We start from the raw sequence: 24,671 nt of genomic DNA, 5'->3' as shown, positions 1-24,671 counted from the left end.
ACGCCACAGTGGTTCGGGTGGGATAACCCCGGTCGACGCCCCGCCGGGTCGAGAGTCCCCCGCTCGTGAGGAGGCGTGAGAACCCGTGGACGATTCCACCACCACCGGCGACGCCGGACCCGCCCGGCCCGTCGTGGTCGAGGGCGAGGGCCCCCATCCCGCGGCCGCCGACCGGCGGCGCTACCGCGTGCGGTCGCGGTGGATCCACACGGGTGTCGGCGTGTTCATGGGGCTGGCGGTGCTCTACGGCTTCGATCTGGTCCACAGCATCGGACGGGTCCCCCGCGGGGCCGAGGTGGCCGGGATCCAGGTCGGTGGGATGCGCACGGCCGACGCCGAGCAGCTCCTGATCCGCGAGCTGGGGCCACGGGTCGACGAGGAGGTCGACCTGCGGGCCGGCGTCGTGTCCACCACCCTCGATCCCCGATCGGTCGGGCTGTCCGTGGACTGGCAGGGCACCCTCGACCGGGCGGGGGAGCAGCCGCTCAACCCGTTCACCCGGCTGATCAGCCTGGTGTGGTCCACCGAGGTGGGCATCGCCAGCGTGATCCCCGACGCGCGGCTGACCGAGTTCCTGGAGAAACTCGCCCTGCAGGCGGACTTCGACCCGCGTGAGGGCGCCATCTGGTTCGACCGTGACGAGGTCCGCTCCGCCATCCCGTTGGACGGCCAGCGTCTGCGGATCGAGAGCTCGCGCGACGCGGTGCTCGCCCACTGGCTCGACGACGACGGCGTCGACCTCGTGGTCGACTACACCCCCACCGAGACGCAGGCCGACCAGGTCCGCGCGCTCATCCGCGACGTGGCCGAACCCGCCGCCGGGCGCGACGTGACGTTGCTGGCCTCGCGGATGCGTGAGGACGGCACGGAGCCGCCCGTCACCACCGTCACGACCAGGTTGCCGGCCCCGCCTCCTCCCCCGGGCAGGGAGCGGGCGGTCCCCGCCGAGCGCGAGCTGGAGATGGTCGACGCCGACGGCCCCGATGCCGTGCCCGTGCTGTTCCCCCGGGACCGGATCGGCGAGTATCTGACCTTCGTGCGCGAGGGGTCCGAGCTGCAACCCCGGTTCGACGCAGACGCGGCCAAGGGGATCCTGGAGCCGCTGATGGAGGAGACCGAGCAGGAGGGCCGGGACGCCTCGTTCTCCTTCAGCGGGTCGTCCGCCTCCGTGGTGCCCGCGGTCCAGGGTCGCACGGTCTCGTGGGGTCCGCTGCTCGGCGCACTCCCGGGACAGCTCACCGACGTCCAGGGTCCGCGCGTGCTCCCCGTCGGCTACGTGGGCCGGGATCCTGAGCTCACCACCGAGGAGGCAGAGCGGGCCGGGATCCGCGAGCCGGTCGGGGAGTTCACCGTCGCGGTGGGCGCCAGCGGCCGGGCGCAGTCGATGATCGCCTCGCTCGCCGGGCAGTTCGTCCCCCCCGGCGAGTCCTTCTCGATGGCCGATGTCGCCGGCACCGTCTCCGGGGACGTCTCCGCCGACGCGGTGGCCACCGCCCTGTTCAACGCGGCGTTCGAGTCCGGGGCGCAGGGGCTGGTCCGGACGGGTCGAGGCGTCGACGGGGCGCAGTTCCCCGCCGGCCGCGACGCCACCGCGTCCGCGGACGTGGGCTTCCGCAACGATCAGGGGACCGGTCTCGTGATCGACGCCTCCGGTGGTGGCGGTTCGGTCACCGTCAGACTGTGGGGGACCCGCGAGTACACGGTCCGGGTCTCGACCGCGCCCCGGGCCGACCTCCGGCGCGCCGAGACCCGCGTCGTCACCAGCGGCGGGTGCACCCCGGACCCGGGTGCCGACGGGTACACGGCCCGGGTCACCCGCGTGGTCCAGCGGGGCGAGGAGACGGTCAGCACCGACACCGTGTCGTCCACCTATGCGCCCCGGGTCCGGATCGAGTGCAGGGTGGAGAGTCCGGCACCCGCGGACGAGCCGCCCGGCCCGGTCGCGCCGCCGCCGGTGCCGGACGACGCGATACGGATCCCGGGTCTGCCGGAGTTCCGGATACCGGTCCTGCCCGGCAACTGACCAGTCCCGCCGCACCGCACAGCACCGCCGCGGATCCGGTGATGCACCCGAAATGCACGGATCCCCGGGGGTCGTGCGGCGTGTCGGGACCGAACACGATGCACAACCCCCGGGGAACGCGGGGCGTGGTCAGCGGTGGATCAGAACGCGGCCTCGTCCAGCTCCATGAGCTCGCTGCCGAGGCCGGCGACGATCCCGCGGGTGGCGGTGATCAGCGGGAGCTCGTTGTTCGCGAACCACTTGGCGGCGGCGATCTTGCCGTTGTAGAAGCCCTTGTCGGCGTCCGACGCGCCGTCCAGTGCCCCGAGGGCGACCTCTGCGCCGACGAGCAGTCGCCAGCCCATCATGAGGTCGCCGAACGCCATGAGCAGACGGACCGAGGCCAGACCGATGGTGTAGAGGTGCTTGGGATCCTCCTGCGAGGCGAGGAGGTGGTCGAAGCAGGTGCCGACCATCGCCTCGACGTCGGCGAGCGCGGTGGCCAGGACCTCGCGCTCGGCGGTCAGCTCCGCCGGACCGTCGGCCTCGAGGAACTTCTTGATCTGCGCCGAGACGTGACCGATGGCGGTGCCGCGGTCGCGGGCGATCTTGCGGAAGAAGAAGTCCTGTGCCTGGATCGCGGTGGTGCCCTCGTAGAGGGAGTCGATCTTGGCGTCGCGGATGTACTGCTCGATCGGGTAGTCCTGCAGGAAGCCCGATCCGCCGAAGGTCTGCAGCGACTCGGTGAGCAGCTCGTACGCCCGCTCGGACCCGACGCCCTTGACGATCGGCAGGAGCAGGTCGTTGACGCGGTGGGCGAGCTCGCCGTCGGCACCGGAGACGCGCTGGGCGATCTCGACGTCCTGATGGGCGGCGGTGTACATGTACACCGCGCGCAGGCCCTCGGCGAACGCCTTCTGGCGGATGAGCGCCCGGCGCACGTCCGGGTGGTGGGTGATGGTCACGCGGGGGGCGTTCTTGTCCGCCATCTCGGCCATGTCGCCACCCTGGACGCGCTCCTTGGCGAACTCCAGGGCGTTGAGGTAACCGGTCGACAGGGTGGAGATGGCCTTGGTGCCGACCATCATCCGGGCGTGCTCGATCACGTCGAACATCTGCCGGATGCCCAGGTTGAGCTCGCCGTCACCGACGATCCAGCCCTTGGCCGGGACCCCGTGGCCGCCGAAGGTCAGCTCGCACGTGGTGGAGACCTTGATGCCCATCTTGTGCTCGACGCCGGTGACGAACACGCCGTTGCGCTCGCCCAGCTCGCCGGTCTCGAAGTCGAAGTGGATCTTGGGGACGAAGAACAGCGACAGTCCCTTGGTGCCCGGGCCCGCGCCCTCGGGGCGGGCCAGGACCAGGTGGAAGATGTTCTCGAACATGTCGTCCGAGTCGGCCGAGGTGATGAACCGCTTGACGCCCTCGATGTGCCAGCTGCCGTCGTCCTGCTTGACGGCCTTGGTGCGGCCGGCCCCGACGTCGGATCCGGCGTCGGGCTCGGTGAGCACCATGGTCGCGCCCCACCCGCGCTCGACGCAGGTGGCGGCCCACTTCTTCTGCTCCTCGGTGCCGTTCTCGTACAGCACGGCCGCGAAGGCGGGGCCGGCTCCGTACATGAACGCGGGGGGGTTGGCGCCGAGCATCATCTCGCCGGTGGCCCACACCATCGCGCGGGGGGCGGGCATGCCGCCGAGGTCCTCCGGCAGACCCATCGACCAGTAGCCGGCGTCGTACCAGGCGCGGAACGACTTCTTGAAGTCCTCCGGCAGGGAGACCGAGTGGGTCTCGGGGTCGAAGACCGGCGGGTTGCGGTCGGCCGAGGAGAAGGACTCGGCGACCGGGCCCTCGGTGAGGGTCGCGACCTCGGAGAGGATGCCCCGGGCGGTGTCGGTGTCCATGTCGCCGAACTCGCCGGCGTCGAGTGCCTCGTTCATGCGCAGGACCTCGAACATGTTGAACTCGAGATCGCGGACGTTGCTCTTGTAGTGACCCATTACGGTCTTCTCCGATCGGAGTGCGGTGTCGTGGCAATGGAGGTGGCCGCGCGGGTCGGCACTGGTGTCCATGGGCGCACCGGAACCTACCCGTCGGTAACAAGACAGATGTTAGTGCGTCGTCAGCGATCCGTCCAAGGTGAGGAAAGACTCTTATTTGCCTGGTGGGCGGCGCGCGGCCGATCGGGCCGCATCGAGCAGGATCGATTTCTCGGCCCGCGCCACGGTCCGCCGGGTGATCTCGGCGTAGTCCGGGGTCACCGACACCGACGTCACGCCCCTGCGGACGAGATGCTCGGCCATCGACGGGTCGGTCGAGGCGGCCTGCCCGCACAGCGAGACCGTGAGTCCCGATTCGTGGCAGCGGTCGATGATCTGGTCGATGAACGCCAGGACCGCCGGGTCCATCGAGTCGAAGAGCTCCGCGCACACCTCGGAGTCGCGGTCCACCCCGAGCGTCAACTGGGTGAGGTCGTTGGACCCGATCGAGACCCCGTCGATGCCCATCGCGGCGTACTCGGGGATCCAGTGGACGACCGACGGGACCTCGGCCATGATCCACCGCTTGAGGCCCGGGTCGCGCCCGAGGGGGTGGGCGTCGATGATGTCCAGACAGGCGCGGAGCTCCCACCCGGTGCGGACGAACGGGATCATCAGGTGCAGGTTGCCGTGCTTCTGCCGAACCCGGGCCAACGCGTCCAGCTCCAGTCGGAACAGGTCCGGTTCCTGCGTGTAGCGGAAGCACCCGCGGTAGCCGATCATCGGATTGCGCTCCTCGGCCTCGACCTCCCCGCCGAGCAGTCCGCGGAACTCGTTGGAACGCAGGTCGGTGGCGCGGTAGACCACCGGCCGGGGCTCGAAGGCCGCGGCGATCGTGCTGATCCCCGAGACCATCCGGTCGACGTACTCCTCCTGCCTCCCCTCGGCGATGAGCGTGCGCGGGTGGACGCCGTCCAGCGCGCTGGTGATGAGGAACTCCGCGCGCAGCAGGCCCACCCCGTCCACGTCCATCGCGGCGACCCTGGCCGCGGCGTCGGGGGTCGCGAGGTTGACGTACACCGCGGTCGCGGTGACCTCGCGGGTCCTCACCTCGGGCGCCCGACCTGCGTCGGCGGGGGCGTGTTCGGCGGCGGCCGGACGCACGGTGCCCGGGTAGACCGCACCGGCGGTGCCGTCGACGGTGATCGTCTGGCCGTCGCGGATGTCCGTGGTCGCCGACCGGGTGCCGACGATGACGGGGCGGCCCAGCTCACGGCCGACGATCGCCGCGTGACAGGTGACCCCGCCCTCGTCGGTGACGATCGCCGCGGCCCGCTTGAGGATCGGCAGCCAGTCCGGGTCGGTCATCGTGGCGACGAGGATCTCGCCGGGCGCGAGGTCGGCCCCGTCCGCGAGCTCGCGCAGGACCCGCGCCCGTCCCGTGGCCGTGCCCGGGCCCGCGCCCAGTCCCTCGACGATCGGGTCGACGTCGGTGTCGGTCGCGGTCCCGGCGTCGCCCGCCCCGCCCGCCGGATCCCCGGCCGTCGCCCGACCCGCGAGGGTGGTGATCGGCCGGGCCTGGACGAGGTAGAGCTCGCCGTCCTCGATCGCGAACTCGGTGTCCTGCGGTGTGCCGTAGTGCGCCTCGGACGCCATCGCCAGCCGGGCGACGGCACGGACCTGCTCGTCGTCGAGGACGCGGGCGGTCTGCATCTCCTCGGGGACGGGCACCAGCCCGTCCCCGGTGCGGCCGGCGACGATCCGCGCGACCTTCCGGCCCACGTGGGCGGTGAGGATGCGCAGGTCGGACTTGGCGACGACGTAGGTGTCGGGTTCGACCTTCCCGCCCACGACGACCTCCCCGAGTCCGAAGGCCGCCTCAATCACCACCCGGTCGGTCTGGGAGGTGCGGGGGTCCGCGGTGAAGGCCACCCCGGAGGTGTCGGAGCGGACCATCCGTTGGACGACCACGGCGATGGAGGGCTCCTCGTCGTACCCCGACACCGCCCGGTAGGTCATCGCCCGCGGGGACCACAGCGAGCACCAGCACCTGCGGACCGCGTCGAGCAGGGCGTCCCCGCCGACGACGTCGGTGTAGGACTCGTGGATCCCGGCGAATGACGTGTCGCCGGCGTCCTCGGCGGGGGCGGAGCTACGGACCGCGACCGGGACGTCGGTGCCCAGCGCGCGGTAGTGCTCGAGGATCGACTCGCGCAGCCGGGCCGGCAGCTCCACCTGCGCGACGGTCCGCGTCAGGTCCTGTGACCTGGCGATGAGCTCGGCCTCGGTGAGTCCCTCCTCCGGCACCCGCTCGGTGTGGAGGCGCGCGCGGACGCCGCCGGCGTCCATCGCCTCCAGATACGCCGACTGGCCGATCGCGAACCCGGGCGGCACGGCGAGCCCGGCGCCCGTCATCTCCCCGAGATTGGCCGACTTCCCTCCGTACTCGGGTGCGTCGTCGAGCCGTAGATCATCGAAGGTCGTGACCCGCTGTGCGTTCATCTCGTGCCCCTTCCGGGAACGCTGTCCGGTCTGTCCGCCCGCCGCTTCCTCCATGGTGCGCTGATCGGGAGGTCCCGGGTGGGATGTTCGGGCAGAATCGATCCATGGCTGACATGCAGGTGCGGGTCCCGTCCCCGTCGTCCCTCGTCCAGAGCGCGTTCCGGGTGGTCGAGTGGGAGCTCTCGATGGCGCGGGAGTTCCTCCTCCTGCCCGCGCGGGTGATGGCGCTCCTGGAGGACGTGGAGTCCATCGTGCGGCGCGTCCAGCGACTGTTGGACGAGGTCGAGCGGACCGTGTCGTCGATCGACGGGATCGTGGTGACGGCCGCGGAGACCGTCGACGGGGTACGGACCACGGTCTCGCGGGCCGACCGGGTGGTCGACGACGTCGAGCGCACGGTCTCCTCCGCCGACTCGATCGTCGCCCGGGTGGGGTCGACCGTGGACTCGGCTGACGGGATCGTCGGCAGGGTGGGGTCGACCGTGGACTCGGCTGACGGGATCGTCGGCAGGGTGGGGTCGACCGTGGACTCGGCGGACGGGATCGTGGCTCGTATCGGTGCGACCGTGGACGTCGCGGACAGCGTGGTGCTCAGGGTCGACTCGACGGTGGACTCGGCGGACGCGGTCGTGGTGCGCGTCGGCTCGACGGTCGACACCGCGGACGGGCTCGTGACCTCGGCGGGCGGGCTCATGGACCGGATCGTGCCGATGGTCGACTTCGCCGAGTCCGCGCTGGCGCCCGTCAAGCCCGTCGTCGAGGCACTGTTGGTCGACGCCGAACTCTCGCCGGAGACCGCCAGGAGGGTGGCGACCCGCCTCACAGAGGTGCTGGTGTGGACGGACAAGACCATCGCGCTGCTGGAACCGATCGCCGACGAGATCCTCGAATCGGTCGATTCCGAGGAGATCAAGGCGGTCGTGCAGTTCATCGACCATCTGCCCGCGTTGGGAGACAGTCTCGAGAACGACGTGATGCCGGTGCTCGCCTCGTTGGACACCGTGGCTCCCGAGGTCCACCAGATCCTCGAGGTGGCGCAGCAGTGTCTCGAGGCCGTCCAGGGCATCCCCGGATTCCAGCTCCTGCGTCGCCGCGGTGGCGACAACGGCAACGGCAGGGGCGGGTCGTCAGGGGCGGGGTCGGGACGGACCGAGCCGGGACGCACCGAGCCGGGGCGGCCCGGGCCGGACTCCTGACCGCGTTGAGCACCCGGTGAGACGACTCGAGGCCCTCCCGTGACGGGAGGGCCTCGATCTCTGAGCCGATGACGGGAATCGAACCCGCGCTGTCTGCTTGGGAAGCAGAAGTTCTACCATTGAACTACATCGGCGATGCTGCCCGAAGGCGGGTTCAGATTAGCACGAAGCCTCCGGCCGTCAGCTGTTCCGGGGTCCCTTTCGGGCGGCCTTCCGCTTGGCCCCGGTGGTCATGGGCCGCCTGGTCTGGCCGAGCGAGGCCCGGGGCACGAACCCGAACCCGACGCCGCCGACGACCGCGACGGCGAGCGCGCCGATGATCCACGGGGTGAGCGAACCGCCGCCGGTCAGGCCCATCATCACGATGAGGGCGGCGATGCCCACGCACACCCAGGACCAGACGGTCCATCGCCAGATGTACTTCGAAGGCTCTTCCCTGAACTCGTCCATGCCCCCGATTCCACCACGTGAGCGGGGTGCGGCGCATATCCGCGGTCCCGCCAGGGGTGCCTGGACGCGGGCGGTGGTGTGGCCGGTCTCACGAGGATCCGGCGCGGACACGGGTATGGAACCGGCGGTGAACGACGCTGAAATGGATGAGAGTCCGTTTCAGTGGCCGGGTGCCCGGCCGGGCGGGCGACCCTGCCAGGAGGACGAGCATGGACGACGTGACGGAGCGGCCGATCGCCGAGCGTGTGCGGACCGTCCTGGCGCGCGGCGCCGCAGGCACCGTCGGTTCGGGCCTCCTGACCCGGCCGCTGAGGTCCGCCAGGGTCCGCGACGACGGCGTGATCGTACTGGTGGTGGACGTCGGCGGTATGTCCCGTGAAGTGGGGGAGTCGGCCGGCGTGGCGTCGGTGGGAGGCTCGGCCGCGGTCGAGATCGTCGACACGGTGTGCACGGGCCGCTGTCGGCGGCCCGGGGCGGGACCGTCCTTCGCGGTCGACGGTCGACCCTCGGCCCGGGACCGGCGCGGTGGGGAGCCGGCCGCGGGGGTCCGGGCCACGCCGTGTGACGACGAGTGCGCCGTGGCGCGGGGTGTGGTCACCATCTCCGGGATCGTCACGGCGTCCTCGGCACCGCGGCGACGCAGGCTGGTCGCCGCCGACGGCGGGCCCGGCCCGAACGGGGAGGCCGGATCGTTGAGGCTGAGCGAACTGCAGCCGCTCGGGGTCTCCTATTTGTGTGCTGACGGCGCGTACGCGATCCCCCGGGGTGACCTCGCAGCGGCGGCGGTCGACCCGATCGGCATCGACGAGCAGGCGTGGTTGCGCCGCCTCGGAGCCGACAGCGGACTCGCGGCGCGACTGGCTCTCCGCGCCGGCCGCCAGATCGCCGGCACACGCCCGTGGATCGTGGGCATCGACAGGTTCGGCCTGGATCTCTCGGTCGGCTCCGCGACCGGGCCCAGGGAGGTCGTGAGAATCCCGTTCGCGCTGGTCTGCGGCGATTCCGAGGACGTGCAGAGCGAGCTGGACCGCCTCGCCGGGTGAGTCCGGCTCGGGTCTTCTCCAACATTTTCCCGCCGGTGTGCACAAAACCCTTGCGCTAGAGGTAAGCCTTACCTAAGTTAGTCGCTGCGGGTAGTCACGTCCCCGCCCCCGGACCGTTCCGGCGCCTTTCCCTGGAGGCGTCGGAGCGGTGCGGGAACTGTCGACGAGGAGATGGCATGCGATCACTGGTGGGGCCTGTCCCGGAGCCCGCGGAACGAGTGAGCTCGGCGCTGCGCCGGTGCCCCCGGGCCACCCTGGGTCTACCCTCCGGCCCGGGCGCCGTGACCCCTCCCGGGGTGGGCCTGGTGCACCAGGTGCCCGGGACCGCCGACCTCTGGGTCGCGCTACCGACGGCCTACGCGGTCACGATCGGCGTGGGCGGGGTGCGGGCGAGGCTCGAGGTCCTGGACGAGATCATCGGGGGAGCGGCCGAGGGGCGCTGTCGCCGCATCGTCGTCGTCGAGGGTCGTGTGGAGCTGCCGGGCGTGCGCGCCCAGCGCCGCACCGCGGGCGAGATCGCCCGCGACCTCCCGGACCCCGTCCTGTTGGACGTGGGGACCGGTGTCGCGTTGGTCCGGCTCCGCGCGGAGCGGATCGTGCTGACCGACGACGACGGGGTGACCGACATCGACCCCGAGGACCTGGCGACCTCCGGGCCCGACCCCTTCGCCGACCTCGAGGGGCACTGGCTTGACCATCTCAACGACCCGCGCTGCCAGGTGGTGCCGCGGATGGCGCTGCGCGTGTGCCGCTGCCTCCCGGCCGAGCGGCCACTGCTGGTCGGCATCGACCGCGCCGGGGTGGACATCGAGCTCGTCGGGCGCGACGGGCGCATCCACCGGGAGCGGTTGCCCTTCGCCGAGGCGTGCGTGAGCGTCACCGAGTTGGGCACCCAGCTCCGCCTGCTCGCCGGGGGGTCGCGATACCCTCTAGACCGTGCTGCTCTCCGACCGTGACCTCCGCTCCGAGCTCGCCGACGGGCGGCTCACGATCGACCCTCTCGACTCCTCGCTAATCCAACCGTCGAGCATCGACGTCCGACTGGACAGCCTGTTCCGCGTGTTCAACAACTCGCGCTACACCCACATCGACCCGGCGCAGCAGCAGGACGACCTCACCGAACTCGTCGAACCCGCGTCAGGGGACCCGTTCGTGCTGCACCCGGGCGAGTTCGTCCTGGGGGCGACCCTCGAGCGCCTGGCCCTTCCCGACGACCTGGCGGGCCGGCTCGAGGGAAAGTCCTCACTCGGTCGACTCGGTCTGCTCACGCACTCGACCGCCGGGTTCATCGACCCGGGGTTCGAGGGGCACATCACCCTCGAGCTGTCCAACGTGGCCAACCTGCCCATTACGCTGTGGCCGGGGATGAAGATCGGCCAGCTGTGCCTGTTCCGGCTGTCCAGCCCCGCCGAGGTCCCGTACGGCACCGCCGCGACGGGCTCGAAGTACCAGGGACAGCGCGGCCCGACCGCCTCCAAGGCGTACCTCAACTTCCGCTGACCGGGACTGTTGCCGAACCGGGCCCGTCGGCGACCCGGGCCCGTCGGCGACCCGGGCCCGGCCACAGTACGCTCGTCCCGCGTTCACCCCGGTGTTCCCGGGAGGTCGTCCGGGGACGGTAGAACTGCGCTATGCGTATGACCGTGTTCGGGACCGGGTATCTGGGGACCACCCATGCCGCCTGTATGGCCGAGTTGGGTCACGAGGTGCTGGGTGTGGATGTGGACGAGGCGAAGATCGAGCGCCTGCGGGCCGGTGAGGTGCCGTTCTACGAGCCGGGGTTGCCGGAGATCCTGAGGCGGCAGGTGGAGGCCGGTCGGGTGCGGTTCACCACGGATTATGCCGAGGCCGCGGAGTTCGCGGACCTGCACTTCATCGGGGTGGGTACCCCGCAGCGCAAGGGGGAGTTCGCGGCCGACACCTCGTATGTGGAGGACGTGGTGGCCCGGTTGGCGCCGCTGTTGACCGCGGATGCGGTGCTGGTGGGCAAGTCGACGGTGCCGGTGGGGACGGCGGCGCGGTTGCAGGAGATCGCCGACTGGCACGCCCCCGCCGGGGTGCACGTCGAGGTGGCGTGGAACCCGGAGTTCCTGCGGGAGGGTTTCGCGGTGGCCGACACGCTCACGCCGGATCGGATCGTGATCGGGGTGCGTGAGCCGGGTGGGCCGGTCGAGGAGACGGTGCGCGGGGCGTACGCGCCGATCCTGGACTCGGACCCGTGTCCGGTGATCGTGACGGACCTGGCGACCGCCGAGTTGGTCAAGGTCAGCGCGAACGCGTTCCTGGCGACCAAGATCAGCTTCATCAACGCGGTGTCGGAGGTGTGTGAGGCGGCGGGCGCGGATGTGACGGTGTTGGCGGACGCGATCGGGATGGATCCGCGGATCGGTCGGCGCTTCCTGGGTGCCGGTCTGGGCTTCGGTGGGGGGTGCCTGCCCAAGGACATCCGGGCGTTCATGGCCCGCGCCGGGGAGTTGGGTGCCGATCAGGCGATGTCGTTCCTGCGGGAGGTGGACTCGATCAACATGCGGCGCCGGGAGCGGATGGTCGATCTGGCGACCGAGGCGTGTGGGGGGATGCTGATCGGCAAGACGATCGCGGTGCTGGGGGCGGCGTTCAAGCCGGACTCCGATGACGTGCGCGACTCCCCGGCGTTGAACGTGGCCGGGATGCTGTCCCTCAAGGGGGCGCAGGCGGTGGTGTACGACCCGCAGGCGCTGGACAACGCGCGGGCCCTGTTCCCGACGCTCGCGTACGCCGACTCGGCGATCGAGGCGTGTGAGGGTGCGGACGTGGTGCTGGTGGCCACCGAGTGGGCCGAGTTCCTCGAGTTGGACCCGGCGGCCGTGACGGCGGTGGCGCGCGGGCGGATCATGCTGGACGGCCGCAACTGCATGCCCGCCGACGACTGGCGCGCCGCCGGCTGGACCTACCGCGCCCTCGGCCGCGGGGTGAGCGCCAGCTGACCGGTCGACCGCGCCCGGGTGGCCGTCCTCCGACTCCGACCGTCCTCCGGCTCCGACCGTCCTCCGACTCCGACCGGGCCCGGCGCGGGTTAGGGTTACCCGCGTGAGCGACCGGCCAGCGACCCCTCCCCGGCACCGGCACCGGGTCGAGCGCCCCCGACACGGGTCCCGCCTCGTTCCGTCCGGCGGCGCCGGCCGGATCACGGTGGTCGGACTGATCCTGGGCGCGGTCGCGACGATGATCGGGGTGGCGCTGCTGTGGCCGACCTTCCAGGACCCCGAGCTGGACCCGTACTTCGCCCAGTCGTCCGGGTCCTCGGTGGTGACCGAGCGGGGCGAGGTCGTGTCCACCGAGGTGGCACCCTGCGGCTCCCCGGACAACGGTCGGGTGCTGCCCGGTCCACCGCTCGAGCCCCGGTTCCCCGGCCCGGAGTGTCCGCGCTCGATCGTGCGACTCGACACCGGCCCGGACGCCGGCCGACAGGTCCTGCTGGAGATACCACCCGGGCCCGGATCCCCGGACCTCGGTGAGGGCGACCAGATCCAGCTGGGCCGCTCCCCCCAGGGGGCCACCGACACCTATGCCTTCGAGGACTTCACCCGCACCGTGCCCATGGCGTTGTGGCTCCTCGTGGGCGCCGTGGTGATGGTCGCCGTCGGGCGGTGGAAGGGACTGCGGGCCCTGATCGGGATCGCGGTGGCCCTCGTCGTCGTCGTGGGGTTCGTCCTCCCCTCCATCCTCGACGGCAACCCGGCCATCCTGGTGGCCGTGGTCGGCGGCTCCGCCGTGCTCTACCTGGTGATCTACGTGGTCCACGGGATCAACCTCAAGACGCACGCCGCGCTGCTCGGCACCCTGTCGGCGATGCTGGCGGCGGCGTTGCTGAGCTGGGTGGTCATCGAGACCACCAGGATCACCGGGCTCAGCGGCGACTCCACGACCCAGGTCCAGGTGTTCGTGCAGCACGTCTCGCTGACGGGACTGCTGCTCGCCGGCTTCATCATCGGCGCCCTGGGCGTGCTCAACGACGTCACCGTGAGCCAGTCCGCGACCGTGTTCGAGATGCGCCACCTCGACCCGCACGCCGGACCCGTCCAGGTGTTCCGGTCGGCGATGGGGGTCGGACGCGACCACGTCGCCTCGATGGTCTACACCCTGGTGTTGGCGTACACCGGGTCGGCGCTGCCGCTGCTGCTGCTGTTCTCGCTGGGGACCCGCTCGCCGCTGTCGATCCTCACCTCCGACGTCGTGGCCGTGGAGCTGATGCGGTCGCTCGTCGGCGCGATCGCCCTCGCCCTGTGTGTCCCGCTCACCACCGCGGCAGCGGTGTGGCTCTCCCGCGACGTGACCCCGGAGGAACTGGACCGGGCGACCGTGGGCGCGCGGCACTGAGCGCCCGGACTACTGGCGGTACGAGGCCAGGAAGTTGCCGATCCGCTCGATCGCCACGGCCAGGTCGCGGCCGGCGGGCAGCGTGACCACCCGGAAGTGATCCGGGTCGGGCCAGTTGAACCCCGTGCCCTGGGTGACCAGGATGCGTTCGCGCTCGAGCAGGTCCAGCGCGAACAGGCGGTCGTCGTGGATCTCGTGGACCTCCGGGTCGAGCCTGGGGAACACGTAGAGGGCGCCCATCGGCTTGACGCAGCTCACCCCGGGGATCGAGTTGAGCTTCTCCCACGCGATGCCGCGCTGCTCGTGGAGCCTGCCCCCGGGCTCGATCAGCTCGTTGATCGACTGGTACCCGCCGAGTGCCACCTGGATGGCGTGCTGCGCGGGCACGTTGGGGCACAACCTCGTCGAGGCCAACAGCTCCAGGCCCTCGAGGAACCCGGCCGCGTGCGCCTTGGGGCCGGTGATCGCCATCCAGCCCGCCCGGTAGCCCGCCACGCGGTACGTCTTGGACAGGCCGTTGAAGGTCAGGACCAGCAGATCGTGCGCGAGCGAGGCGATGGAGGTGTGCTGCGCCTCGTCGTAGACGATCCGGTCGTAGATCTCGTCCGCCAGGATGAGCAGACTGTGCTCGCGGGCCAGGTCCACGATCCCCTGCAGGACCTCCCGGGAGTAGACCGCCCCGGTGGGGTTGTTGGGGTTGATCACGACGATGGCCTTGGTCTTGGGCGTGATCTTCGAGGCGATGTCCTCGAGCGACGGGTTCCAGTCGTCCTGCTCGTCTGCGAGGTAGTGGACGGGCCTGCCCCCGGCGAGTGAGGTCATGGCGGTCCACAGCGGGTAGTCCGGGGCGGGGATGAGGACCTCGTCGCCGTCGTCCAGCAGCGCCTGCATCGTCATGGTGATCAGCTCGGACACGCCGTTGCCGAGGTAGATGTCCTCCACGTCCAGCTGCGGGAAGTCGGGGACCAGCTCGTACCGCGTGAAGATCGCTCGACGGGCCGACAGGATGCCCTTGGACTCCGAGTAGCCCTGCGCGTGGGGCAGTGCAGCGATCATGTCGCGCATGATCACGTCCGGCGCCTCGAACCCGAAGGGGGCGGGGTTGCCGATGTTCAGCTTGAGGATCCGGTGACCCTCCGCCTCGAGCTGGTTCGCCCGCGCCAGCACCGGGCCGCGGATCTCGTAGAGGACGTCCTTGAGCTTGGACGACTGGTCGAGCGTGCGCGGCTGGTGGAGCGTGCGTCCCGTGTTCTCCGGCGTCATGACTGCTGATTGTGCCACCTCGGTCGGACGTGGTTCCGGCCGCGCCGAACCGCGGTGTCAGATCCCGTGGCCTCAGATCCCGTACCGCAGGTCGATGATGGCCGGGATCTCCGAGAGGGGCAGGAGATCGTCGGGATGCTCCACCGAGAGGAAGTCCACGCAGCCTCGCTCGTGGGAGGCCAGGGCGTACGGCTGGGAGTCGATCGACAGGCCGGTGAGCTGACGGAGCCTGCGGACCTCGCCCCTGACGGTCGCCGTGGCGTCCCTGTCCCCGTAGAGCGCCTCGGACAGGGAGCGCGCGGTCCACGCCTCCCGGGACGCCAGGAGCGCGAGCAGTTCCGCCCTTCGCGGGGTGAGGTCGACCGTCGACCCGTCGGCCCGGATCACCGACGGCCTCCACCCGAGCAGACGGATCTCCGTCACCGGGTTGTCGCCCCGATCCGTGCTCTCGTCGGGGCCGGGTCCGGGGCGCGAGCCCGCGTCCGGCGGGCGGGGGTCGTCCGGGGACGGCCCACCCACTCCGTTCGCGAGCAGCGTCTCGGCCAACCGGGTACCGCAACGGACCAGCGCGGCCGTCTCGGAGCTCGAGAAGCGGACCGGATGGGAGACGTCGAGGACCCCGAGGATCCTGCCGCGGGCGTCCCGGACGGGACTGGCCGTGCAGGTCCAGCCGTGATGGGCCCGGACGTAGTGCTCGCCCGCGGTGGCGTGGGTCAACGTCCCGGTCTCCAACGCGAGGGAGATGCCGTTCGTGCCGATCCCCCGTTCGGACCAGTCCGCGCCCTCGGCGAACGCGATCGAGTCGGCGCGGCGGAGTACGTGCGGACTTCCCGACCGCCAGAGCAGACACCCCCGCGAATCGGTGAGGACCACCAGGTGGCGGCCCGCGGCGGACGTGTCGGACACCGAGGCCACCACGTCCGCGGCGATGTGACGCAGGGGTGTGCGCTGGCGCGCGTCCGCGACCTGTTCACGGGTGAGCACCCGGGCCGGCAGCTCCTGATCCGGCGAGATCCCGGCCGCGCCACTGCGCCTCCACGCCCGTAGAACCCGCGAATCGAGGTCGGAGGTCGCGCCCCCGGAGAGCGCGATTCCGTGGGCCCTGATGGAGCGCTCGGCGAAGGCCCGGGGGTCGGAGAACCGCAGGGCCGGGTGCAACGACATTGCCACCCCCTGGGGAAGAAAGTGTGATCTACGTCATTGCCGAAGCTACACGAGACGAAGGAGCGGACATGACCCAGACGACAGATGCACCGGCCGACCGGGGTGGGGCGGGCGGCGCCGGTTCAGGCGCCGACGCCACGGTCGAGAGGTGGCTCGGGGAGTTCGACGAGGCCCTCCGGGCGGGGGACGCGGAGCGGGCGGCGCAGTTGTTCGACCCCGAGGGCTACTGGCGCGACTTCGTCGCCTTCACATGGAACCTCAAGACGCTCGAGGGGCGGGAGGAGATCCGCGAGATGCTCGAATCCCAGCTGGCCGCGGTCTCGCCCTCCGCCTGGAGGCTCGACGACCCCGCGAGCGCGTCGGGTGACGTGACCGAGGCGTGGGTGACCTTCGAGACCGCGGTCGGCCGCGGATGGGCCCACCTCCGGTTGCGCGACGGCAAGGCCTGGACCCTCCTGACCACGATGCAGGAACTCAAGGGCCACGAGGAGAAGAGGCGCCGGACCCGGGACCAGGGCGTCGAGCACGTCATCCGCCGGGGGCGCACGACGTGGCTCGAGAAGAAGCAGGAGCGCCAGGAGACCCTCGGGTACACCGAGCAGCCGTACACGGTGATCATCGGCGGAGGCCAGGGCGGGATCGGGCTCGCCGCCCGGCTCAAGCGGTTGGGCGTGCCGACCATCGTGATCGAGAAGAACGAGCGGGCCGGCGACTCGTGGCGCAAGCGCTACAAGTCACTCCACCTCCACGACCCGGTCTGGTACGACCATCTCCCGTACATCCCCTTCCCCGATGACTGGCCGGTCTTCCCGTCCAAGGACAAGGTGGGGGACTGGCTCGAGCACTACACCGCGATCATGGAGCTCGACTACTGGTCCGGTACGCAGTGTCTGACCGCCGACTTCGACGAGGAGTCCGGGACGTGGCGGGTCGAGGTGGACCGGAGAGGCGAGAAGGTGGAGCTCCGCCCGACCCAGCTGGTGTTCGCCCTCGGGGTCTCGGGCTACCCGAACATCCCGCACGTCGAGGGCGCGGACTCGTTCACCGGCGAGCAGTGGCACTCCTCGGAGTTCACCGGTGAGGGGGACGTGGAGGGCAAGCGGGCCGTGGTGATCGGCTCGAACAACTCGGCCCATGACATCTGCGCCGCGCTCTGGGACCACGGAGCGGACGTCACCATGGTCCAGCGGTCCTCCACCCACATCGCGCGGAGCGAGTCGCTCATGTCGCTGGCGCTCGGACCCCTGTACTCCGAGGACGCACTGGAGGCGGGGGTGACGACCGAGAAGGCCGACATGCTCTTCGCCTCCTGGCCCTACCGCCTGCTCCCCGAGGTGCAGATCCCCGTCTACGAGCAGATGGCGGAGAAGGACTCGGAGTTCTACGGCCGACTCCGCGAGGCCGGATTCGAGCTGGACTTCGGGGAGGACGGGTCCGGCCTCTTCCTCAAGTACCTCCGGCGCGGCTCGGGGTACTACATCGACGTCGGTGCCAGCCAACTGGTGATCGACGGCGAGGTCGCGCTGGCACGCGGGCAGGTGACGCGGATCCGGGCCGACGGGGTGGAGCTGGACGACGGGACGATCCTGCCCGCCGACCTCATCGTCTACGCCACCGGGTACGGCTCGATGAACCAGTGGTTGACCGATCTCGTGTCGCAGGACGTCGCCGACCGGGTGGGCAAGGTCTGGGGATACGGTTCCGACACCACGCGGGACCCCGGGCCCTGGGAGGGGGAACTCCGCAACATGTGGAAGCCGACGAACGTCGAGCAGCTCTGGATCCACGGAGGCAACCTGCACCAGTCCCGCCACTACTCCAAGTACCTGGCCCTGCAGCTCAAGGCGAGGATGGAGGGCGTGCCCACCCCCGTGTACCAGGTCCAGCAGGCGCACCACCCCTGCTGACGGCGGGACCCGTCAATGCACCTGCGGCCCGTGATCGGGGTGTCCGATCACGGCCCGCAGAGGTGCCTGGGGGGTGCTCAGCCCAGGGACAGGCCGTAGCCGCCGGGCTTGGTCGAGCGGGGGATCGAGTTCCCCTTCCCGGGTGCGGCCGGGGCAGCTGCCTCGGTGGTCGCGGCGGCGGACTCCGATTCCTCGGCCGAGGTGTCCGACGGCGACGCGGAGTCGGACTGTGACGCGGAGTCGGGCTGTGACGCGGTGTCCGCGTCCACGGCGGGCTCTGACCCGGACCCCGAGGCGGGCTGAGCCGGAGCCTCTTCCGCCGGCGCGCCCGGTGCCTTGGGTGCGCCGGGCGCCTTGGGTGCGCCGGGCGCCTTGCCCCCACCCTTCAGCCCGAGGCCGACGACGGGCTTGGCCGGCGTGGCGGGCTCGGCGTCACCGGCGGGCTCCGCCGCAGCGGTCTCGGTTGCGGTGGGCGCCGCAGCCTTCGGGGCGCCGGGCGCCTTGGCTCCGCCCGGAGCCTTGGGTGCGCCGGGCGCCTTGGGTGCTCCCGGGGCCTTGGCGCCGCCGCCGAGGGTCAGACCGCCGGACTTCGGAGCGCCGGTGGTGGCCGGTGCGGAACCCGCGGCGGCCTCCCTGGTCTCCTCCGTGCGCTCGGCATCCTTGACCGCGGACTGCGCCTCGGTCGTGGACTCACCGGTCGCCTTGGCTCCGCCCGGTGCCTTGGCTCCGCCCGGCGCCTTGGGCCCGCCGGGGGCCTTTCCGCCACCGCCGAGCGAGAGACCGCCCGACTTGGGCGTGCCCTTCGAGTCGGCGGCCGACGGGCCGGACTCGGCGGCGCTGACGGTGCCCGCGGTGCCGGCGGCGGCCACCTCGGCGCCCTCGCCCTCGTCGATCACCGGGTTGTCCGGTGTTCCGGCGGGTTCGGCGACCGCGGTCCTGGCCTCGGCAGGCGTCGCGGCCTCGGCCTCGGCGGCCTCCTTCTCCGCGGACGTCTTCTCGCGCTTCGGCTGCTCCAGCCATGCGGCCTCGCGGGGCCCCGGCAGACCGCCGTCGCGGGTGACGGACTCCAGCAGGAGCTGGGCCACGTCCACGACCTCGACCTGACCCTCCAGTTCGGTGCCGTCGGTCTGCGCGGTGGCGCCGTCGGAGAGCATCACCCGACAGAACGGGCAGCCGGTGGCGATCTTGGTCGCCTTGGTCGACAGTGCCTCGTCGACGCGGTCGATGTTGATTCGCTTGCCGACCGTCTCCTCCATCCACATGCGCGCGCCGCCGGCGCCACAGCACATGGAGCGCTGGCCGTGGCGGGGCATCTCCGTGAGGGTCACTCCGGAACCGTCCATGAGCTCACGCGGGGCCTCGTAGACCTTGTTGTGCCGGCCGAGGTAGCACGGGTCGTGATAGGTCACGCCGCCGTCGATCGGGGCGACCGGCACGAGTCGCTTCTCCCGCACGAGACGGTTGAGCAGCTGCGTGTGGTGGACCACCTGGTAGTCGCCGCCGAAGTCGCCGTACTCGTTCTTCAGCGCGTTGAGGCAGTGGGCACAGGTCACGACGACCTTGCGCTGGCCGGTGGGCACGCCGTCGAAGGCGTTGTTCATGGTCTCGATGTTCTGCTCGGCGAGCATCTGGAACAGGAACTCGTTGCCCGCGCGGCGGGCGGAGTCACCGGTACAGGTCTCACCCTGGCCCAGGACGGCGAACTTCACGCCGGCCGTGTGAAGCAGCGTGGCGACGGCCTGGGTGGTCTTCTTGGCGCGGTCCTCGAAGGCACCGGCACAGCCGACCCAGAAGAGGTACTCGGTGTTCGAGAAGTCCTCGATGTCCGAGCCGATGACCGGGATGTCGAAGTCGAGGGTCTTCATCCAGTCATCGCGGCCCGAGTTGTTTTGGCCCCAGGGGTTGCCCTTGTTCTCGAGGTTCTTGAACAGGCCGGCGAGCTCGGTGGGGAACTCCGACTCGATGAGCACCTGGTAGCGACGCATGTCGATGAAGTGATCGACGTGCTCGATGTCCACCGGGCACTGCTCGACGCAGGCGCCACAGGTGGTGCAGGACCACAGGGCCTCCGGGTCGATGATGCCGGCGGCCATCGGGTCGTCGGACACGTCGGCGGTGGTGTGGCCGACCAGCGGGCGCTGGGCCTCGAGGCGGGCGGCCTCGGGGATCCTGGCCAGCTTCTTCTCGTCCGGGTTGCCCTCGGCGTCGACGAGTCCCGTCTCCTCGCCCATCGTGGTCTTACCGCCGGCGAGCAGGTACGGAGCCTTGGCGTGGGCGTGGTCACGCAGGGCCATGATCATGAGCTTGGGGCTCAGCGGCTTGCCGGTGTTCCAGGCGGGGCACTGCTCCTGGCAACGGCCACACTCGGTACAGGTGGAGAAGTCCAGCCAGCCCTTCCACGAGAAGTCCTCGATCGCGCCCGCACCCAGGACGGGCTCGAAGTCCTCGTCCGCCTCGGTGCGCTCCTCGATCTTCTCCATGGTCAGCGCCTCGCCGTCCATGGTCATCGGCTTGAGGGCGCCCAGCGCGGTGCGGCCGTCGGCCTCGCGCTTGAAGTAGATGTTGAAGAACGCGGAGAAGCGGTGCCAGGCGACGCCCCAGGTGATGTTGCGGCCGACGACGTACAGCCAGATCATGCCGGTGAGCAGCTTGATCAGCGCGAAGATGGAGACCATGAGCTCGTTGGCCGGCAGGACCGTGGAGATGGGGCCGGAGACCCAGTCGGTCGACCAGTGGAAGTCCTGGCCTTCGGCGCGGTACAGCGAGAGCTTGCCGGCCTTGACGAAGATCATGCCCAGGCCCTCGAGGAGGACGACGGTCTCCACGAAGTACGCGGCCCTGCGGTCGGAACCGTTGAAGCGGTTGAGGCCCCGACGCTGGTTGACCTGGCGGATGATGATGAGCACGGTGATGCCGATGACGGTGCCCAGGCCGAGGAATTCGTCGAGCCCGTGGTACCACGTCTGATCCGACAGCCACGGCCAGCCGCCGCGCGGGTTGAACGTCTGGATGTAGGCCTCGAACCAGACGATCGAGCCGAGCATGAAGCCGATCATGACGAACCAGTGGAAGAAGCCGACCGACCGCTTCCTGGCCATCCGGGTGTGGGCGGCCACCTCGACGAACGTGTTCTTCATCCGTAAGAACGGGGAGCCGAACCGGTTGAAGCCGTCCTTCTGGCCCAGCAGGATGCTCCGGACCATCCGCGATACGCCGCCGATGAATGAGGCCCAAGCAAATAAACTGAGCAGGACACCGATCGTCCCGAGAGTGATGGTCACGCCTGACATGGTTCGCGGCCTTTCGTCGCACTTCTCGACGCACGAGCACCTGACGACCCCAGGGGTGCCCGTCGACGGTCTTGTCGTTAAAGGTAAGCCACGCGGGCCCCGTCCCACGAGTTGAGGTTCCCCTTAGCGGAGTGCACTCGATTCGTGGGACGGGGCCCGCGGGTCGTTCTGGATCAGTTGGTGCGCAGCGTCAGACCGGGATGCGCGGCCAGGACGTCGGAGATCGGGACCGCCGACAGGCGCGGGACGTACCCGTTCTCCCTGGCCACGGCGTCGGCGTTGGCGCAGGTCCCGGTCTCGGCGACGTTGGAGGCGCTGGAGATCCCCAGGGCCTTGTCGCCCGAGAACACGACGCCGCCGCTGTCCCCGGGGAGGGCGCAGAGATCCACCGTGAACGCGTTGGCGATGGTGCGGGAGCCGGCGACGTCGATCATCGCGCCGACCTCGGAGACGGTGCCACAGGAGAAACCGGTCCGGAACCCTGTCTTGCAGGCCTTCTGTCCGACGACCGGGTCGGCTGTGCCGGTGATCGCCTGGGTGGTGTCGGGGCCGGCGCCGACCAGGTTGGTGCGGAAGCGGTCGGCGAGCTCCGGGTCGACGGCCACGAGCGCCGTGTCGATGCCGTCGCGCTGGGTCCGCGTCATGGTGCCGAACTCCTCGCCGTCGGCGAACGCGGCGCGGGTGCCGTCGGCGCCCGCACAGTGCGCGGCGGTGACGACGACGGGCGTGCCGTCGAGCTCGCCGTTGAACCCGGTGGAGCACTCGAGGATCCCGCCCGGGACCGCGACGGAGTAGGCGGTGCCCCCGGCGATGGGGCCGGTCGGCGCGGGGCCGTCGGCGCGTGTCTGGTTCTCGGGGACCGGGGTGACGGGGTCCGCCATCGTCTGGCTCATCCCGTCGATGATCGAGCCGGTGCCGGGAGTGAGACCGGACAGGAGCTCGACGATCGTCCGCATCGGGCCCTCGGGGATGACGCCGGTCTGGTTGAGCAGGGCCAGGCTGCCGAGCGATCCGGAGTTGCCACCGGTGGCGGTCGGGCCCGGTGCGCCGGCGCGGGTCGTGGCGGGTTCGAGCCCCTGGGTGGTCGGTTCGCCGTCGGACTGGGTCCCGCCCGCCTCACTGCCGAACGGTGCGGTGTCCCACGCGGGGTCGGGGGCCTCGGTCATGTCGATCTCGGCGAGGTCCTTCAGCCGGGCGGTGAGGTTGCCCAGCTGGGCGGCCTCCCCGCCGCGGGTGGCCACGACCACGGTGTTGCGGGTGGGGTCGACCCGCACCCCGGTGACGAGCGATCGAAGGTCCTCCGGGAGGTCGTCGACGATCTTGCCCACCTGTCGCTCGCGAGCGGTGAGCTCCTCGGTGGTCAGGGCCACGTCCTGCACGGTGAACCCGGCGTCGGTGGCCTCGGCACGCAGCAGGTCGCCGGCCTCCCCGGCGACCACGCCCACCAGGCCCGTGCCCTCCTCGTCCAGCCACACGCCGCCGAAGGAGTCGCGGAACGCCTTCTCCCACCGTGGGCGGGACTCGGCCAGTCGCTCACCGATCCCGGCCTGGTCCAGGAACTGCTCGGGGGTCAGTCCGAGATCCCGGCGCAGGGCCTCGACCAGCGAGGTCAACTGCGATCCGAGGGCCGCGTCGAGGGCGGGGAGCGCCTGCGTCGTCGAGGGCGCCGTGGGGGCGGGAGCAGGGGCGGGGGCCGCGCCGGCGGGAGTCGCGGTGACGACCAGGGCCGCGGCGGCGGTGAGGACGGCGAACTTCGAGGTGGTGCGCATGGTGGCCTTCCGTGATGCACGGTGGACGACTTCAGGTCGACCAGTTGCGGCCAAGATTACGGAGATGTGATTACTGAGTCCAGTGTGACACGTGTGATTAGTGGGATTGATGTGTCATGACGCGCCGACCTGGAGTCCCGGGAAGCGGGCCGAGATCGCACCGACGGTCACCCCGACCATCAGGGGGACCGCCCCGCGCGCGGCGAGATCGGTCCGGGCCACCCCGCAGCTCGGGTAGGGCTGGTCATAACGGTCGAAGGCGTTGGAGAGGCTCGTCACGGCCACCGCGCGGGTCTCGGAGAACACCACACCGCCACTGTCGCCGGCGATCGCGCACAGCTCGATCGTGACGTTCCTGACCCCACCCGGGGTCGCCGAGTCGATCCCGGACACCTTCCCGCACGTGTAACCGGTCTTCTGACCAAACTTGCAGAGGGTCTGCCCCCTGACCGGGGACTGCGTGCCCGACAGGGGGAGGGGTTGCGGACCGTCGGCCAGGACGTGGGAGTTCCGGAAACGTGGATCGTCCTCGGGGTCGACGGTGATCAGGGCCGCGTCGAGGGCCTCGTCGGCCTCTGCGGACGTGAACGTCCCGAGCCTCGGCGAGGTGCTGTCCTCCGACATCGTGCCGGGCCGGAACACGGGTCGTCCCGTCGCGGGGTCCGTGAAGGAGCTGCAGTGGGCTGCGGTGATGTTGACGACCCGTCCGTCGCGGATTCCGTTGAACCCGAGGGAGCACCAGTTGGCGACGGTGCGGGAGGGGGACAGGACGTACATGCGGGTTCCGCCCACCATGGAGTTCGGCAGCAGGGTGCCGGGGTCCGGGATCGTGGGGCTCTGGGTGTCGGGCAACGTCGCCGTCCCCGACCCGAGCGAACCCTGGGCGGGGCGGAAGCCTGCGAGGCGCACGCCCGCCCCGAGGTCGGCGGGGGGAGTCGGCGCGGCCCCCGAGTCCTCCACCACCACGGTGACGTCGCCGGTGGAGGGGTCCACGTCGATCGCGGTGACCCCGTCCCGCTCGGCCGGGGGCAGGGAATCCGCCCAGGCCTGTGCCCGCTCAGCCGTCTGGTCGAGTTGCCGGGCCGGCGTGGGTGCGGAGTACACCGTGAACCCGCGGGACCGGGCGTCGGCGATCAACGGCTCCGCCTGGTCGGCGCCCCGGACCACCGCGACCTGGCCGGCGGCTCCGACGATCCTGACGCCGGCGAAGGCCTCGGGGAACCGGACGGTGTAGTCGTCCGAGGCATCGGCCAGGCGGTCGGCCAGGACGGACTGGGTCCGGAAGCCGGCCGGGGTGGTGCCGACCTCCGCGAGCGCGTCCTCGAGGGACTCGTGCACGATCGCGGGTGTCGCGCGGGAGTCGTCCACCGCCGGGGCGCCGTCGCGTGGCTGGGCCTGGGCGGCGATCGGAGCCGCGACCACGACCACGGCGACGAGGGCGCCGATACTCCAGGTGCGGCGGCGGGGGAGGTGGCGCATGGGGGTCACTGTTCCTATCGGGACGGGAAGGGAACCGGCCGGGTCCGTGACCGTAGATCGTATGGCCGGATCCACGTCCGCGGGGAATTTCGCCCGGGGTGGTCCGCCGCGGGTCCGGGCGCGGCCTGGATCGGTGGTGGAAGCGGACAGACGCTAGGCTGCGGCACGGCGGCGACGCGGTTCCGGCCGTGACACCGGCCTGCGGAACCTCGGTCCGAGGTGTCGCCCGAGGCGGGTGGTCCGCGTACACGTAGTCCCCAGCCCTCACGCC

Annotated in this window: 16 protein-coding genes and 1 tRNA gene; 8 read left to right on the top strand and 9 right to left on the bottom strand. The window is 71.0% G+C overall.

The genetic code is table 11. From position 1 onward, the window contains the following. The first annotated feature begins 85 nt into the window (after positions 1-85). The gene (locus ABD250_RS14795) at positions 86-2,023 is read left to right on the top strand and encodes a VanW family protein (protein ID WP_344393009.1); all 1,938 of its coding nucleotides are present in this window, start codon (positions 86-88) and stop codon (positions 2,021-2,023) included. A gap of 140 nt (positions 2,024-2,163) precedes the next feature. Here the strand turns inward: ABD250_RS14795 and ABD250_RS14790 are convergent, their stop codons facing one another. Further along, on the bottom strand, positions 2,164-3,999 hold the full coding sequence (locus tag ABD250_RS14790; RefSeq protein ID WP_182617337.1) for an acyl-CoA dehydrogenase: 1,836 nt from the start codon (positions 3,997-3,999) through the stop codon (positions 2,164-2,166). Positions 4,000-4,152: 153 nt separating this feature from the next. Further along, positions 4,153-6,480: a phosphoenolpyruvate synthase gene (gene ppsA / locus ABD250_RS14785; RefSeq protein WP_344393006.1), complete on the bottom strand. Its 2,328-nt coding sequence runs from the start codon at positions 6,478-6,480 to the stop codon at positions 4,153-4,155. A gap of 104 nt (positions 6,481-6,584) precedes the next feature. On the opposite strand from ppsA, the gene ABD250_RS14780 reads away from it, so the two are divergent. Next, positions 6,585-7,676 (top strand): methyl-accepting chemotaxis protein, encoded by a 1,092-nt coding sequence (locus ABD250_RS14780; RefSeq protein ID WP_344393004.1) that lies wholly within the window; start codon positions 6,585-6,587, stop codon positions 7,674-7,676. A 63-nt stretch (positions 7,677-7,739) separates the two neighbouring features. Here the strand turns inward: ABD250_RS14780 and ABD250_RS14775 are convergent. Both ABD250_RS14775 and ABD250_RS14770 read right to left on the bottom strand, forming a co-directional pair. Then, positions 7,740-7,810 (bottom strand) — tRNA-Gly (locus ABD250_RS14775). Positions 7,811-7,856: 46 nt separating this feature from the next. After that, positions 7,857-8,126: a hypothetical protein gene (locus tag ABD250_RS14770; RefSeq protein ID WP_017838404.1), complete on the bottom strand. Its 270-nt coding sequence runs from the start codon at positions 8,124-8,126 to the stop codon at positions 7,857-7,859. A gap of 209 nt (positions 8,127-8,335) precedes the next feature. Between ABD250_RS14770 and ABD250_RS14765 the strand changes: the two genes are divergently transcribed. The 5 genes from ABD250_RS14765 to ABD250_RS14745 all read left to right on the top strand — a co-directional run bounded on the left by ABD250_RS14765 (position 8,336) and on the right by ABD250_RS14745 (position 13,528). Then, positions 8,336-9,169: a DUF2470 domain-containing protein gene (locus ABD250_RS14765; protein ID WP_259847889.1), complete on the top strand. Its 834-nt coding sequence runs from the start codon at positions 8,336-8,338 to the stop codon at positions 9,167-9,169. Positions 9,170-9,345: 176 nt separating this feature from the next. Further along, a complete protein-coding gene (locus ABD250_RS14760; protein WP_017838406.1) occupies positions 9,346-10,125 on the top strand; it encodes a hypothetical protein in 780 nt (259 codons plus the stop codon). Further along, the gene (dcd, locus tag ABD250_RS14755) at positions 10,106-10,669 is read left to right on the top strand and encodes a dCTP deaminase (protein WP_017838407.1); all 564 of its coding nucleotides are present in this window, start codon (positions 10,106-10,108) and stop codon (positions 10,667-10,669) included. The genes ABD250_RS14760 and dcd overlap by 20 nt, the downstream gene beginning before the upstream one ends. Positions 10,670-10,800: 131 nt before the next feature. Beyond that, positions 10,801-12,135, top strand: coding sequence for a UDP-glucose dehydrogenase family protein (locus tag ABD250_RS14750; protein ID WP_344392999.1), 1,335 nt, complete (start codon positions 10,801-10,803; stop codon positions 12,133-12,135). Between the two features lie 103 nt (positions 12,136-12,238). Then, a complete protein-coding gene (locus tag ABD250_RS14745; protein WP_179523540.1) occupies positions 12,239-13,528 on the top strand; it encodes a YibE/F family protein in 1,290 nt (429 codons plus the stop codon). 9 nt (positions 13,529-13,537) lie between these two features. Here ABD250_RS14745 and ABD250_RS14740 read toward each other — a convergent pair whose 3' ends face one another. Both ABD250_RS14740 and ABD250_RS14735 read right to left on the bottom strand, forming a co-directional pair. After that, positions 13,538-14,791: a pyridoxal phosphate-dependent aminotransferase gene (locus ABD250_RS14740; RefSeq protein ID WP_179523539.1), complete on the bottom strand. Its 1,254-nt coding sequence runs from the start codon at positions 14,789-14,791 to the stop codon at positions 13,538-13,540. Between the two features lie 72 nt (positions 14,792-14,863). After that, positions 14,864-15,955, bottom strand: coding sequence for a helix-turn-helix domain-containing protein (locus ABD250_RS14735; protein WP_182658748.1), 1,092 nt, complete (start codon positions 15,953-15,955; stop codon positions 14,864-14,866). Positions 15,956-16,023: 68 nt separating this feature from the next. On the opposite strand from ABD250_RS14735, the gene ABD250_RS14730 reads away from it, so the two are divergent. Continuing rightward, on the top strand, positions 16,024-17,862 hold the full coding sequence (locus tag ABD250_RS14730) for an NAD(P)/FAD-dependent oxidoreductase (protein ID WP_182658747.1): 1,839 nt from the start codon (positions 16,024-16,026) through the stop codon (positions 17,860-17,862). A gap of 77 nt (positions 17,863-17,939) precedes the next feature. On the opposite strand, the gene ABD250_RS14725 is transcribed toward ABD250_RS14730, so the two are convergent. From ABD250_RS14725 to ABD250_RS14715, 3 genes are all read right to left on the bottom strand, one after another. Then, positions 17,940-21,152 carry a (Fe-S)-binding protein gene (locus ABD250_RS14725; protein WP_344392995.1) on the bottom strand — a complete coding sequence of 1,071 codons (3,213 nt, stop codon included), beginning with the start codon at positions 21,150-21,152 and terminating at the stop codon, positions 17,940-17,942. Between the two features lie 173 nt (positions 21,153-21,325). After that, positions 21,326-22,921, bottom strand: coding sequence for a S1 family peptidase (locus tag ABD250_RS14720; protein ID WP_182659269.1), 1,596 nt, complete (start codon positions 22,919-22,921; stop codon positions 21,326-21,328). Positions 22,922-23,035: 114 nt separating this feature from the next. After that, a complete protein-coding gene (locus tag ABD250_RS14715; RefSeq protein ID WP_182659268.1) occupies positions 23,036-24,400 on the bottom strand; it encodes a S1 family peptidase in 1,365 nt (454 codons plus the stop codon). Positions 24,401-24,671: the final 271 nt, after the last annotated feature.

It is taken from the genome of Dietzia cercidiphylli (assembly GCF_039531545.1).
Taxonomy (GTDB): Bacteria; Actinomycetota; Actinomycetes; order Mycobacteriales; family Mycobacteriaceae; genus Dietzia; species Dietzia natronolimnaea.
Note: the sequence above shows the minus strand (reverse complement) of the source record. Positions and strands in the feature narration are given on the sequence as shown.